12 protein-coding genes are annotated in these 12,689 nt (G+C 71.0%); 8 read left to right on the top strand and 4 right to left on the bottom strand.

Features of this window, described 5'->3' with window-relative positions; all coding sequences use genetic code 11:
- Positions 1-12: 12 nt before the first annotated feature.
- Both INQ48_13015 and glgX read right to left on the bottom strand, forming a co-directional pair.
- Complete coding sequence (locus INQ48_13015; protein QRF60074.1) at positions 13-1,512, bottom strand: DUF4331 domain-containing protein; 1,500 nt, start codon at positions 1,510-1,512, stop codon at positions 13-15.
- 209 nt (positions 1,513-1,721) lie between these two features.
- Positions 1,722-3,845: a glycogen debranching protein GlgX gene (gene glgX, locus INQ48_13010; GenBank protein QRF60073.1), complete on the bottom strand. Its 2,124-nt coding sequence runs from the start codon at positions 3,843-3,845 to the stop codon at positions 1,722-1,724.
- A 221-nt stretch (positions 3,846-4,066) separates the two neighbouring features.
- On the opposite strand from glgX, the gene INQ48_13005 reads away from it, so the two are divergent.
- Entirely contained in the window at positions 4,067-4,336 is a 270-nt protein-coding gene (locus tag INQ48_13005; GenBank protein ID QRF60072.1) for a hypothetical protein, read from the top strand.
- 34 nt (positions 4,337-4,370) lie between these two features.
- Here the strand turns inward: INQ48_13005 and INQ48_13000 are convergent, their stop codons facing one another.
- Positions 4,371-4,658, bottom strand: coding sequence for a hypothetical protein (locus INQ48_13000; protein QRF60071.1), 288 nt, complete (start codon positions 4,656-4,658; stop codon positions 4,371-4,373).
- On the opposite strand from INQ48_13000, the gene INQ48_12995 reads away from it, so the two are divergent.
- From INQ48_12995 to INQ48_12985, 3 genes are read left to right on the top strand one after another with little or no spacing between them, the layout of a single operon-like run.
- Positions 4,657-5,442: a biotin transporter BioY gene (locus INQ48_12995; GenBank protein ID QRF60070.1), complete on the top strand. Its 786-nt coding sequence runs from the start codon at positions 4,657-4,659 to the stop codon at positions 5,440-5,442. The two genes, INQ48_13000 and INQ48_12995, sit on opposite strands and share 2 nt — an antisense overlap.
- On the top strand, positions 5,442-6,848 hold the full coding sequence (locus INQ48_12990; GenBank protein ID QRF60069.1) for an AMP-binding protein: 1,407 nt from the start codon (positions 5,442-5,444) through the stop codon (positions 6,846-6,848). Before INQ48_12995 ends, INQ48_12990 begins: the two co-directional genes overlap by 1 nt.
- Entirely contained in the window at positions 6,845-8,008 is a 1,164-nt protein-coding gene (locus tag INQ48_12985) for an acetyl-CoA C-acyltransferase (GenBank protein ID QRF60068.1), read from the top strand. The genes INQ48_12990 and INQ48_12985 overlap by 4 nt, the downstream gene beginning before the upstream one ends.
- On the opposite strand, the gene INQ48_12980 is transcribed toward INQ48_12985, so the two are convergent.
- Positions 8,005-8,724: a nitroreductase family protein gene (locus INQ48_12980; protein ID QRF60067.1), complete on the bottom strand. Its 720-nt coding sequence runs from the start codon at positions 8,722-8,724 to the stop codon at positions 8,005-8,007. The genes INQ48_12985 and INQ48_12980 overlap by 4 nt on opposite strands.
- A gap of 143 nt (positions 8,725-8,867) precedes the next feature.
- On the opposite strand from INQ48_12980, the gene INQ48_12975 reads away from it, so the two are divergent.
- From INQ48_12975 to INQ48_12960, 4 genes are read left to right on the top strand one after another with little or no spacing between them, the layout of a single operon-like run.
- Positions 8,868-9,983, top strand: a complete 1,116-nt coding sequence (locus INQ48_12975; protein ID QRF60066.1) for an ABC transporter substrate-binding protein — start codon at positions 8,868-8,870, stop codon at positions 9,981-9,983.
- A gap of 11 nt (positions 9,984-9,994) precedes the next feature.
- Positions 9,995-10,807 carry an ABC transporter ATP-binding protein gene (locus INQ48_12970; protein QRF60065.1) on the top strand — a complete coding sequence of 271 codons (813 nt, stop codon included), beginning with the start codon at positions 9,995-9,997 and terminating at the stop codon, positions 10,805-10,807.
- Between the two features lie 47 nt (positions 10,808-10,854).
- Entirely contained in the window at positions 10,855-11,637 is a 783-nt protein-coding gene (locus tag INQ48_12965) for an ABC transporter permease (protein QRF60716.1), read from the top strand.
- A complete protein-coding gene (locus tag INQ48_12960) occupies positions 11,630-12,640 on the top strand; it encodes a transporter substrate-binding domain-containing protein (GenBank protein ID QRF60064.1) in 1,011 nt (336 codons plus the stop codon). Before INQ48_12965 ends, INQ48_12960 begins: the two co-directional genes overlap by 8 nt.
- Positions 12,641-12,689: the final 49 nt, after the last annotated feature.

Below are 12,689 nucleotides of genomic sequence, written 5' to 3'. Positions count from 1 at the left end.
CCGGCATCCTCCTCAGCGCGCGGCCGAGACCGAGGTCGAACCCGGCAGCGGCGTGTTCAGGTACGGGAAGGCATCGGGGAACTCCGTGGGGCTCTGGGCGGCGCCGTCGGTCAGAGGGGCACTGCCCGCGGGCGCGTCGGCCGGCTTGCAGCCGACCTTGAAGGTGTCGTTGGCACCGGTGGCCACGCACAGCACCCCCATCGCCACGCGCAGTTCGGCATCGACCACGTCGTCACCCGGCCGGCGTCCGTTCGGGAAGCCCGCGAGGTCGTTGCCGAGCACGCCGAGGTTGCTCTGGTTCGCCTTGATCGTCGGCACGATCGAGGTGTTCAGCCGCAGCATCTCCGAGGCCTTGACGTTGGCCGGCTTGTTCAGGCCCTCGACGCCCGTGAGGAAGGCCGCGACCAGGTCGGTGCGCGGGAAATTCGTGGGCGCGGGCGCCTGGAAGAGCGTCTGCACCAGCGCCGGCAGGGTCGGGTTGGTCACGTAGTCGGCGAACTGCGCGTCGTCCTGCGGCTTGGAGCTGTTGAAGCGATCCTTGTCCTTCAGGCCGATCACCACCTCGTTGACCAGCGGCATGCCCAGTCGCGAGACCTGCGCCCAGGCACCGCCGTTGATCGCGGTGGTGCCGTGGCCGCTCTTGGGCGGGCTGGCGATCAGGCGGCCCTGGCGCACGCTGGCCGTGGTCCAGCCGCCCACGATCGGCTGGCCGGCCGTGGTGATGCACGAGATCGGCACCTCGAGCGCCATCGTCGTCACGTTCTTGCCGGCCAGCGCGTCGGGGTTGGCCGAGCTCGAGCCCAGCGGATTGAGGTTGATCAGGTCGAACACCTGGCCCAGGGCCACGCTGAACGGGTCCTTGCGCTGGCCGACGAACACGCGGCCCGGCGTGGCGCAACCCGGGATGTTGACCGTGTAGAGATGCTGGTTGGCATAGCTGGCATAGCCGGTCGGGCCGCCGAAGGTCTTGTCGCCGATGTTGTCGGTGGGCTTGTCGAACTCGGTGCCGCCGCCGGCCTTGGTCACGGCCTCCACCTTGCCCTTGCGGCGGTCGCCGCGCACGATGTTGAGCGTGTAGGTCTCGCGCAGATTGCTGGTGGCCTGGTTCGGCGCGCTGATGCCGCCGGCCTGCACCAGCGGAATCGACACCTGCTTGCCCGCGATCGGCAGCTGGATGTCGCGCAGCGTGTTCTTGAACCTGAACTGGAAGGTGATGTCCTCGACCGCGTTGCCGTCGGTGTCGAGGTGGATCTCGTACAGGCCGTTCGGGTCCATGGTGAAGTAGTTCGGGCCGCCGTACGGGCTCTGGTCGGGCTGGTAGTTCGCGATCAGCGTCACGAAGTCCTGGCGGCCGGCTTCGTAGCTGCGGAACATGTAGAAGTCGGTGGCATCGAGCTTGGGCATGCCCGCGATCGACGGCGCCTCGCGGTGGCTGGATGCGATGGCACCCACGGCGGTCACGGCAGTCAGCACGAAGACACAGGCCCTCGCGGGCGGCAGGGAGAATTTCATCGGCATCACCTCGGTGTAAATGGTGGATTCGGCAGGCACGACTCGTCCGACGCGAACGTCGGCTCTGGATGAGTACGGGCCGGAAGTTCAACCGGATGCGCTTTTTTTACCGAGGGTATTCACCGCGCCGCGCGGGCGTGGAAGTGCTATGCGCGCGCTCCCGCGAGGGCGCGCGCGGTCTCTCCTTGCGTCACCGGAATGCCGCGGACTCAGCGGCTCGCGAAGACCAGCACCGAGCGCCCGGTCGCGAGATAGTCGGCGCGCGGCGCGTCGTCGCCCAGGGCCGGATCGGCCGTGTCCAGCACCAGCGTCCAGGCACCGGCGGGTGCGGCCGGCAGGGTGAAGGGCACGGCCTCGTGCCAGGCGTTGAACACCAGCAGCACGCTCGCGTCGTGCGCCGCCACCGGGATCGCCGATACCGGCGCGCGGCCGTCGAGCAGCAGCGCGAACGAGCGCGTCTGCGGATCATCCCAGTGCGAAGGCTGCATCTCCTCGCCGGCCGGGGTGAACCAGGTCGAGTCCTTGGCGCCGATGTCCTCGAACCAGGCGCCGGCCAGGAAACGGTTGCGCCGCAGCACCGGGAATTCCTTGCGCAGCGCGAGCAGGCGGGCCGAGAACTCGCCGAGCGCGCGCCCCGCGTCGCCACCGGCCGTGGCCCAGTCCACCCACGAGATCTCGTTGTCCTGGCAGTAGGCGTTGTTGTTGCCCTGCTGCGTGCGGCCGAACTCGTCGCCGGCCAGCAGCATCGGCGTGCCCTGCGACAGCAGCAGCGTGGCCAGCAGGTTGCGCTGCTGGCGCGCGCGCAGCGCGAGCACGGCCTCGTCGTCGGTCGGGCCTTCGACGCCGCAGTTCCACGAGCGGTTGTCCGAGTGGCCGTCGCGGTTGTCCTCGCCGTTGGCCTCGTTGTGCTTGTCGTTGTAGCTCACGGTGTCGGCCAGGGTGAAGCCGTCGTGCGCGCTGATGAAGTTGACGCTGGCCCACGGCCGGCGGCCGCGGTGGTTGAAGCGCTCGCCGCTCGCGGTGAGGCACTGCGCGAGCTTGCCGGCCATGCCCTCCTCGCCCTTCCACCAGGCGCGCACGGTGTCGCGGAACTGGTCGTTCCATTCGGCCCAGCCGGGCGGGAAGCCGCCGACCTGGTAGCCGCCCGGGCCGATGTCCCAGGGCTCGGCGATCAGCTTCACGCTCGAGAGCACCGGGTCCTGCCGGCAGCTCTTGAGGAAGCCGCCGCCTTCGTCGAAGCCATGCGGCTCGCGCGCGAGGATGGTCGCGAGGTCGAAGCGGAAGCCGTCCACGCGCATCTCGGTCACCCAGTAGCGCAGGCTGTCGGTCACCATCTGCAGCACGCGCGGATGGCTGAGGTTCACCGTGTTGCCGGTGCCGGTGTCGTTGATGTAGTAGCGCGGCGTGTCGGGCAGCAGCCGGTAGTAGCTCGCGTTGTCGATGCCCTTGAACGAGATCGTCGGGCCGAGCTCGTTGCCCTCGGGCGTGTGGTTGTAGACCACGTCGAGGATCACCTCGAGGCCGTGCGCATGGAAGCGGTCGACCATGTGCTTGAACTCGTCGATCTGCGGCCCGTCCATGTAGCGCGGATCGAGCGCGAAGAAGCCGATGGTGTCGTAGCCCCAGAAGTTGGTCAGGTCCTTCTCGAGCAGCGAGGACTGGTTCAGGAACATCTGCACCGGCAGCAGCTCCACGCTGGTCACGCCGAGCGCGCGGATCGGCGCCAGCACCTCGTCGCGCGCCATGCCCGCGAAGGTGCCGCGGAACTGCTCGGGCACCTGCGGATGCTTCATGGTGAAGCCGCGCACATGGGTCTCGTAGAACACGGTCTCGGGCCAGGGCACGCGCAGCGCATCGGTCTGGGTCCACTCGAAGCGCGAATCGACCACCACGCACTTGGGCACCAGCGGCGCGCTGTCGCGCTCGTCGAAGCTCAGGTCGCCGTCGGCATGGCCAACGGTGTAGCCGAACAGCTCGGGGCCCCACTTGAGCTCGCCCATGTAGGCCTTGGCATAGGGGTCGAGCAGCAGCTTGTGGTGGTTGAAGCGGTGGCCCTTCTCGGGCTCGTAGGGACCGTGCACGCGCAGGCCGTAGCGCGCGCCGGGCTGCAGGCCGGGCACGAAGCCGTGCCAGATCTCGTCGGTGTACTCGGGCAGCGTGACGCAACCGACCTGCGTGGTGCCGGCCTCGTCGAAGATGCAGACGTCGACCCGCGTGGCATGGGCCGAGAACACGGCGAAGTTGACGCCGTCGCCATTGAAGGTGGCGCCCAGCGGGTGCGCGGTGCCTTCGAGCACCGTCAGGGGGGTCGTAGCGTGAGGGGTGTCGGCCATGGCGTGTGGGTGATCGGGCTGGGAGTTGCGGGAAGGGACGGCAAAGTCTCCGTGTCCCCCGCGCCCGCGTGCGGCAGCACTTGGCGCGGCCTCGCGTAGGCGGCGCGCCCGTCATCCCGCCGAGGCGGGTGCGGCTCATAATGCGGCCCGTCGCCGGACCCGGAACCCCGGGCTCCCCGCCCGAGTCGACCCCAGCTCCTTCGCAACCGCCTTCCCCTCCCATGACCGACAAAGAACGCCTCGACTACCTCCAGGGACAAGTGGCCGCGCTCAAGAGCTTCTGCCTCGCCCTGATGTCCTCGCACCCCAATCCCCGGCTGCTGTTCGACCGGATGGAGCGCTTCGGCAACCAGCAGGCGGGCATCCTGCTGGGCCAGCCCACGTCGGACGCGCTGCTGCAGGGCGCCGATGCCATGCGCGACCAGCTGCTGGCCTATGCGCGGGAGCTGCAGGCGGCGATCGACAAGAAGGCGGACGCCGACAAGGCCTGACGCCCGCGTTCGGCGGCAGCGGCGGCCCGAGCCGCTATCGCGCGTCCAGCTCGGTCGAGGTCTCGAACTCGATGCCGCCGACGAACTTCTGCAGGACGTTGTAGATCAGGCAGCCGATGGCCACCGCGCAGTAGGCGAAGACCAGGTACATGAGCGGCGCGAGCAGCAGGAGCAGCAGCGACGGCCCGCTCTTGCCGGCCGGCTGCACCAGCGCGAACAGCAGCGCGAAGGGAATGAGGAACACCAGCGAGGTGACCGCCATCATGACGCCGAACACCTTGCCGTTCTGATGCGGCGAGAGCCGCGAGATCTGTTGTTTCATGGGGCGGCGCCTCCTCGCGCCTGGGTCTGAAGTCGGACGGATAGCGTACCAGCGCGGGCCTGGCGGCGACGGTGTTACGCTCTCGGGCGCCCTCCTGCCCGCCCCCCGTGCAGGCAGTGAAGGCCCAGCCACCCGCGGCCCGTCCGCCACGCAAGGAAGCCAAGGCCACGGCCTGCAGCGCAACCTTCCCCGACATTCCATTTCCTTGTCCACCTCCACCCCGATCACCTCCTCCCGCACGCTGTCCTACGTCGCGCTGTTCGCCGCGCTGATCGCCGCGCTGGGCGCCGTCCCGCGCATCGACCTGGCGCTGGGCGTGCCGATCACCTTGCAGACCCTCGGCGTGATGCTCGCGGGCTGTCTGCTCGGACCGCGCCGCGGCTTTCTCGCGGTGGCGCTGCTGCTCGTGGGCGTGGCGCTCGGCCTGCCCCTGCTGTCCGGCGGCCGCGGCGGTCCCGGCGCGTTCGTGACGCCCTCCGCCGGCTTCCTCGTGGGCTGGCTGTTCGGCGCCTTCGCCTGCGGCTGGATCATGCGGCGCTTCGCCGCCGCGCGCGGACGCGCGCTGTTCGCCGCGGCACTGGCCGCCTCGTTCATCGGCGGCATCGTCGTGGTCTACCTGTTCGGCATCGCGGGGCTGTCGCTGGTGGCCCACCTGCCGCTGCAGAAGGCGGCGCTCGCGAGTCTGGTCTTCGTGCCCGGCGACCTCGTCAAGTGCGTGGTCTGCGCGCTGGTGGTGCAGACCGTGGCGCGCGGCCTTCCGAGCTGGCGCCTCGATCGCGACTGATGACCGGCCCGGCGCCCGATTTCCAGACCGTTCACGCGCCGCTCGCCTGGTGGGCGCGGCACACGCCCGATGCCCTCGCGCTCGACGATGGCCACACGCGACTGGGTTTCGCCGCGCTCGCGGACCGCGTCGCAAGTGAGGCTCTCGCACTCGACGCCGCGGCCACGCCGACGGTCGCCTGGGCCAGCGCGAGCGCCTCGCCGGCCGACCAGTTGGCGAGCTTCCTCGCGATCCTCGCGAGCAACCGCACGGCGGCCGTCGGCGATCCCGACTGGCCCGAGGCCGTCCGCGACAAGGTAAGGGCGCGCATGGCGCAGCACCTGGGCACGGCCTCCGGCATCGAGGAAGCGCGCGCGAGCACGCCCTTCTACATCGGCTTCACCTCGGGCAGCACCGGCGTGCCCAAGGGCTTCCGGCGCACGCACGGATCGTGGACCCACAGCTTCGAGATCTGCGTGCAAAGCTTCGGCCCCGCCACCGGCACCACCGTGCTGGTGCCGGGCCGGCTCTCGCATTCGCTGTTCCTGTTCGGCGCGCTGCTGGGCCTGTGGACCGGCGCCGGCATGCGCCTGCAACGCCAGTTCTCGGCGGCGGCCGCGCTCGACACGCTGCAGCGCGGCCTCGCGGGCAGCTTGGTCGCCGTGCCCAGCCAGCTGCTGCTGATGCTCGAGCATGCGCAGCGCCATGGCCTGGCGCCCGTGACCGGCACGCGCCTCGTGATGATCAGCGGCGCCCCGTGGCCGCGCGCGCGCACCGCGGCGCTGCGCGCGCTGTTTCCCGCGGCGCGCATCGTCGAGTTCTACGGCGCCTCGGAAACCTCGTTCATCGCCTGGGCCGACAGCGACGAGGCCCTGCCCGACGACGTGGTCGGCCGGCCCTTCGCCAATGTCGAGCTCAGGATCGAGCCGCCCTTGCCCGGACTGATCTACGTGCGCAGCCCGATGGTGTTCAGCGACTACGCGACGCTGACGGCCGAGGAAGACGGCACCGCCGTGCTGCGCGACGGCGACTGGCTCTCGGTGCGCGACATGGGCCATGTGGACGAGGCCGGTTTCCTGCACCTGGTCGGCCGGCAGCAGCGCATGCTGCTCGTGCAGGGCAAGAACCTGTTCCCCGAGGAAGTCGAGAACGTGCTGGCCGGGCATCCGGCCATCGCGGCCGCGTCGATCCAGGGGCTGCCGCATCCGCTGCGCGGCATGGAGGCCGTGGCCCTGCTCGCACTGTCGCAACCGGTCTCGCGCGAAGAACTGCAGGCCTGGTGCCGCGACCGGCTGGAGCCCTTCAAGCTGCCGAGGCGCTTCTACCGCGTCGATGCCTGGCCTCGCACGCCGAGCGGCAAGACGGATCACGCCGCACTGGCGCGACAGTTGGCCGACGCGTCCTCGGAGCCATGGAGCCGGCTGTGAATCCACCCGTGATCCTCGGCTGGGCCCGCAGCGCGGTGGTGCCGGTCGGCGGTGCACTCGGCGCGCTGGCCGCGCACGAGATCGGCGCACCGGTGCTGCAGGCCTTGCTGGCGCGTTCGGGCGTTCCGGCGCAGGCGGTCGATGCGGTCGTCGCCGGCAACGCGCTGGGCGCGGGCGGCAATCCCGCGCGCATGGTCGCGCTGGCCGCCGGCCTGCCGGACCGCATCGCCGCGCTGTCGGTCGACACCCAGTGCTGCGCCGGCCTCGATGCCGTGACCCTGGCCGCCGGCCTGCTGGCCAGCGGCAATGCCGCCATCGCGATCGCGGGCGGTGTCGAGGCCTGGAGCCGCGCGCCCATCCGCCAGCATCGCCCACGCGACGCCAACGAGGCGCCCGTGCCCTACGACCGCCCCGCCTTCGCGCCCGATCCGGCGCGCGATCCCGACCTGCTGCTCGCCGCCGCGCGCCATGCCGCGCTGCATTCGATCGGCCGCGCGCAACAGGATGACTTCGCCGCCCGAAGCCATGCGAAGGCGCTCGCATGGCGCGAACGCATGTCGCCGGAGATCGTGCCCATCGGCGCCGCCACGCACGACAGCTACGCGCGCGAACTGACGGCCTCGCGCATGGCCCGCATGCCGATCGAGGCGGTCGCCGACACGCTGTCCGACCCGGTCGTCGCGCTAGAAATGGCCGTCAGCCGCCTCGCGATCGCGCCGCGCGCCGACGGCGCCGCCTTCGTGCTGCTCGCCACGCCGCAGGCCGCAGCCGCGCTGAAGATCGCGCCGCGCTTCCATTGGCTGGGTGGCACCTCGATCGGCGTGCCGCCGGAGATGCCGATGCTCGGCGCCTCCACCGCCGCCGAAGCCCTGCTGCGCCGCGCCGGCCTCGATGCGGACGCGCTCTGGGGCGCGGAGCTGCACGAGGCCTTCGCCGTGCAGGCGCTGTCGTTCATGCAAGCCCTGGGTTTGCAGCCCTCGCGCCTCAACCGCGGCGGCGGCGGCCTGGGCCGCGGCCATCCGATCGGCGCCTCGGGCGCGGTCAGCCTGGTGCGCCTGCTCGCCGACATGGCGCACGAGGCGCCGTCGGGCGCGCACGGCCTCGCGGCGATTGCCGGCGCGGGCGGCCTGGGCGCGGCGGGGCTGGTGCAGCGGCTCTAACGCATCACGCGAAAGAAGTCGTCGAGCGGCCGCCGCGCGGTCCGCACCGCGTTCTCGGGCGCCCGCGGATCGGCATAGCCCAGCGCCATCCCGCAGACGATGTGGTGCTCGTCGCCCAGTCCCAGCGTCGAACGCACCAGGCCCGGATAGGACGCGATCGCGCCGATCGCGCAACTGCCGATGCCCTGCGCGTTCGCGGCCATCATCAGTCCGAACAGGCACATGCCCAGGTCCATGTAGCAGCCGCTGCCCATGCGCGCATCGATCAGCACCAGCAGCGCCACCGGCGCATCGAAGAAGCGGAAGTTGCGCTCGAACTGCGCATCGCGCGCGGCACGGTCCTCGCGCGCCGCGCCCAACGCGCCATAGAGCGCCTGCGCCGCCGCGACCTGGCGCCGGCGCAGGCTGTGCGGCATCGGACGCGGAAAGTAGCTGTAGTCCTCGGCTTCCTGCTCGCCGTTGCGAAACGCGCCCACCAGCGCCGCGCTCAGGCGTGCGCGGGCATCGCCTTCGAGCGAGATGAATTCGCCGGGCTGCAGGTTCGCGCCGCTCGGCGCGCGGCGCGCCTGGATCAGGAGCTGCTCGAGGCAGCCCTCGGGCAGAGCCTGGTCGGTGAAGCCGCGGGTCGAGCCGCGTTGCGCGAGCAGCGTCTGGAGTGCGAGGGGGTCGGAGACGGGAGAAGCGGCTGCCGGGTCGGTAGCGAGGAGGCTGTGCATGCCGCATTTTCGCAAGCAATGCACGGCGCCCCCGCTTTCCCCACTCCCCGCATATCCATGCATGGATTTCTTCGTTGGTCCGGCCCCGGCCGCTTCCTAGCATCGGCCATCCCTGTTCAGAGGCAGTTCCGCTGCCGGTCGCCATGTCCATCGAGAAGCTCTCCCCCTCCCGCGAATTCGCAACCAATGCGCTGCGCGCGCCCTCGCGCCGCGGCCTGCTGCAAACCCTCGTCTCGCTGGGCACGGTCGGCAGCCTCGGCGGGCTCGGCGCGGCCGCGCTCGTGGGCTGCTCGCGCGACGAGGCGAAGTCCGCTTCGGCCGACGCGCCGGCCATCGTCAGGAAGACCGGCGACAAGGTCGCGTTCAAGTACCCCGACAACCCCTCCTTCGACCTGATCTACCTGGCCGACCAGCTCGGCTACTTCGAGGGCACGAACACGCGGCCGCAGTACGTGGGCAAGATCGCGGCGCCGCAGATCATTCCGCTCGTGGGCACCGGCGAGATCGACTTCGGCAGCCGCATGGTGCCGCTGGTGATCTCGGCCATTGCCTCGGGTGCCGACCTCAAGGTGGTGGCGGCCGGCGGCAAGACGCTGGAGGAAGCGCCGCACATGAAGTACTTCGTTCGCAAGGACTCGGGCATCTCCAAGCCCAAGGACCTCGAGGGCAAGACCATCGGCTTCAACAGCTTCGGCGCCTGCGCCGAGTTCGTGACCAAGAAGTACCTGCGCCAGCATGGCGTGGACGTGAACAAGATCAACTTCGTGGTGGTGCCCGACGAGCAGGCCGAGCAGACGCTGGTCACGCGCAACACCGACCTCGCGATCATCCATGCGCCCTTCTCGGGCCGCGCCGACCATGCCGACGCGCTGGTGCGGCTGTGGAGCGACTTCGACCTCGACGGCGGCCTCGGCGGCATGGCGCCCTACAGCGCGCACGGCCGCTTCATCCGCGAGCATCCCGAGGCGGTGCGCGACGTGGTGACGGCGCTGGCCAAGGCCGGCAACTGGGTCAACGCGAATCCCGAGGAAGCGCGCAAGCTGGTCGCCAAGCGCATCAACATGGACCTGCAGAACGTGGACCGCTACGCCTACGTCGAGGACCTGGTGGTGACCGAGCCGCCGATCGAGTACTACGTCGACATCCTGCAGTCCGAGGGCAAGATCCCGGCCGGCAAGGTGGCGGTGAAGGACGTCTACACGAACGAGTTCAACCCCTACGCGCAGGCACCCTCGCAGCCCGCCGCGGCGAAGACCTGAGCGGCGCGCGCATGAGCGGCATCAAGATCTCGGCGCGCGACGTGCGCATGGACTACGCGGCGCGCGGCGCGAGCGAGCGCGTGCGCGTGCTCGAAGGCTTCGACCTCGACGTGCGCGAGGGCGAGTTCCTCTCGGTGCTCGGCCCCTCGGGCTGCGGCAAGTCGACCTTCCTCGGCATCCTGGCCGGGCTCACCGAACGCACCGGCGGGCGCATCGCCATCGACGGCCAGCCGGTCGCGGGCGTGCACCGCAACCAGGGCGTGGTGTTCCAGGGCTATGCGCTGTTCCCGTGGCTCACGGTGCTCGACAACATCGCGGTGGGCCTCGAGATCCGCGGCATCGGCAAGGCCGCGCGCCGCCGCACCGCGCAGGAGTACCTCGAGCTGGTGGGCCTGCACGGCTTCGGCGAACGCTATCCGCACGAGATCTCGGGCGGCATGAAGCAGCGCGTGGCGATCGCGCGCTCGCTGGCCTACCGGCCCGACGTGCTGCTGATGGACGAGCCCTTCGCCGCGCTCGACGCGCAGACGCGCGAGATCCTGCAGGGCGAGCTGCTGCGCATCTGGGAGCAGTACCGCAAGACCATCGTCTTCATCACGCACAGCCTCGAGGAGGCGGTCTACCTGTCGGACCGCGTGGCCGTGATGACGCAGCGGCCCGGCCGCATCAAGGCGATCATCGACATCCCGCTCGCGCGACCGCGCTCGGCCGAGCTGCGCCATTCGAGCGAGTTCGCGGCCCTGCGCCAGCGCGCCTGGGAGGTGCTGAAGGACGAGGTGCAGGTCGGGCTGAAGCCGCGTTCCCTCGAGGGAGTGGTCTCGTGAGCGCCGTGCTCGAAGGCGCGCCCGCCGCGCCCGCGCCGCGCCGCACGCTGGCGCGCTTCGCCCGGTTCGCGGGCCGCTTCGCCGAACGCGCCGCCGGCATCGTGCTGTTCCTCGCGCTGTGGGAAGCGCTGCCGCGCCTGGGCATCGTGAGCGACGCCTACCTGAGCCCGCCCTCGGCCGTGCTCGCGAGCATCGGCCAGCTGCTCGACAACGGCCAGCTCTGGAAGCACGTGGCCGCGAGCCTGCAGCGCTCGCTCTGGGGCCTGGTGCTCGCGAGCGGCGCGGGCGTGCTGCTGGGTCTGCTGATCGGCGGCTTCCGCCGGCTCGCGGCCATCGTCGACCCGGTGCTGCAGCTGTTCCGCCAGACCTCGGCCTTCGCGCTGTTCCCGGTCTTCATCCTGTTCCTCGGCATCGGCGAGCTGTCGAAGGTGGCGATCATCTTCTGGGCCTCGTTCTGGCCGGTGCTGCTGAGCACCGTAAGCGGCGTGAAGCAGGTCGACCGGCTGCTCGTGAACTCCGCGCTGTCGATGGGCGCCTCGCGCCGCTTCGTCTTCTTCAAGGTGGTGCTGCCGGCCTCGCTGCCCTCGATCTTCACGGGTGTGCGGCTCGCGGGTGCCTACAGCATCACGGCGCTGGTGGCGGCCGAGATGATCGGCGCGCACTCGGGGCTGGGCTTCCTCACGCTCAACTCGCAGGAGACCTTCCAGATCCCGACCATGTATGCCGGCATCCTGCTGCTGGCGGTGCTCGGGCTGCTGCTGAACTACCTGCTGGCGCTGCTCGAGCGCCGGCTGCTGCGCTGGCGGCGCGGGTTGAGCCTCGATGAGTGAGAACCCGCGTCCTTCCTCCGCCGTGGCCGGCCTGCTCGACGGCATCGGCCGCTGGCCCAGCCTGGTCGCGGCCGGTCCGGTGCTCGCGGTGGTCGCCGCGCTGGCCGCCGCCGGCGGTGCCTGGCCGAATGCCGACAACGCGCCGCGCGAGCGCGGCCTGTCGGGCCCCGCGACCTGGCTCGCGTGGCTGCCTCCGCTGGCCGTGCCCGCGCTGGCCACGCCGCTGAATCAACTGCCCAAGGGCCCGGTGCTCGCACGCGCGATCGCGCGCGGCGAACTGATCGTCGGCGTGCGGCGCTATCCGCGCCCGGCCCCGCCCGGCTCGCCCACGCCGCCCGAGCCCGATGCCTTCGACGCCACCCTGGCGCGCGAGCTCGCGGCCTCGCTCGGCGTGAAGGCCGTGCTGGTCGGCCTCGCGCCCGACGAACGCGACGAAGCCCTGCGCGACGGCCGTGTCGACCTGCTGGTGGCCGGCGTGCCGGCCCAGGGCGCACGCACCGACGAGGGCGGCGCCGGCATCGATGCCGCGCCCGGCAGCTACGACACCGGCCGCGGCCAGGTGGTCGCGCTGCGCCGCGGCCGCGTGCAGGACGAGGAGGCGCTGCGCGGCGCCTCGGTCTGCGTCGGCGAAGGTTCGGGCTACGCGGGCGCGGTGGCGCTGCGCTACGGCGCGCAGCCACGCAACTATCCCTCGGCGGTGCATGCGGCCTCGGCCTTCATGGCCGGCGAATGCGCGGCGCTGGCCGAAGACGCGCAGGTGCTCGAGCGGCTGATGGGCAACGAGGAATGGCGCTTCTACAAGCCGGTGGCGCAGGACCTGCGCGCGCCGGCCGACGCGGCCGTGCGGCTCGCGGCCGGCGACGCCGTGTCGCGCGACTACATCGCCGCCGCGCTGCGCCGCTGGCGCGCCGACGGCACGCTCGCGCAGGCGCGGGGGGCGCGTGCGGGGAATCTGCAGTTCGAGATCACGTTGTTGAAGGATGGGTTGGTCTGCCATTCGTGAGGACGGGCAGCCAACACGCAGCCGCTCAAAAACCGTTCTCGCTGAGCTT

This window comes from Variovorax paradoxus (assembly GCA_016806145.1).
Taxonomy (GTDB): Bacteria; Pseudomonadota; Gammaproteobacteria; order Burkholderiales; family Burkholderiaceae_C; genus Variovorax.
The sequence above is the reverse complement of the archived record's forward strand: the minus strand, read 5'-3'. Positions and strand labels throughout refer to the sequence as shown.

Excerpts from the sequence above, each read along its gene's own strand:
- INQ48_13015 (QRF60074.1), bottom strand. The coding sequence starts at position 1,512 with ATGAAATTCTCCCTGCCGCCCGCGAGGGCCTGTGTCTTCGTGCTGACT.
- glgX (QRF60073.1), bottom strand. The coding sequence starts at position 3,845 with ATGGCCGACACCCCTCACGCTACGACCCCCCTGACGGTGCTCGAAGGC.
- INQ48_13005 (QRF60072.1), top strand. The coding sequence starts at position 4,067 with ATGACCGACAAAGAACGCCTCGACTACCTCCAGGGACAAGTGGCCGCG.
- INQ48_12995 (QRF60070.1), top strand. The coding sequence starts at position 4,657 with ATGGGGCGGCGCCTCCTCGCGCCTGGGTCTGAAGTCGGACGGATAGCG.
- INQ48_13000 (QRF60071.1), bottom strand. The coding sequence starts at position 4,658 with ATGAAACAACAGATCTCGCGGCTCTCGCCGCATCAGAACGGCAAGGTG.
- INQ48_12990 (QRF60069.1), top strand. The coding sequence starts at position 5,442 with ATGACCGGCCCGGCGCCCGATTTCCAGACCGTTCACGCGCCGCTCGCC.
- INQ48_12980 (QRF60067.1), bottom strand. The coding sequence starts at position 8,724 with ATGCACAGCCTCCTCGCTACCGACCCGGCAGCCGCTTCTCCCGTCTCC.
- INQ48_12975 (QRF60066.1), top strand. The coding sequence starts at position 8,868 with ATGTCCATCGAGAAGCTCTCCCCCTCCCGCGAATTCGCAACCAATGCG.
- INQ48_12970 (QRF60065.1), top strand. The coding sequence starts at position 9,995 with ATGAGCGGCATCAAGATCTCGGCGCGCGACGTGCGCATGGACTACGCG.
- INQ48_12960 (QRF60064.1), top strand. The coding sequence starts at position 11,630 with ATGAGTGAGAACCCGCGTCCTTCCTCCGCCGTGGCCGGCCTGCTCGAC.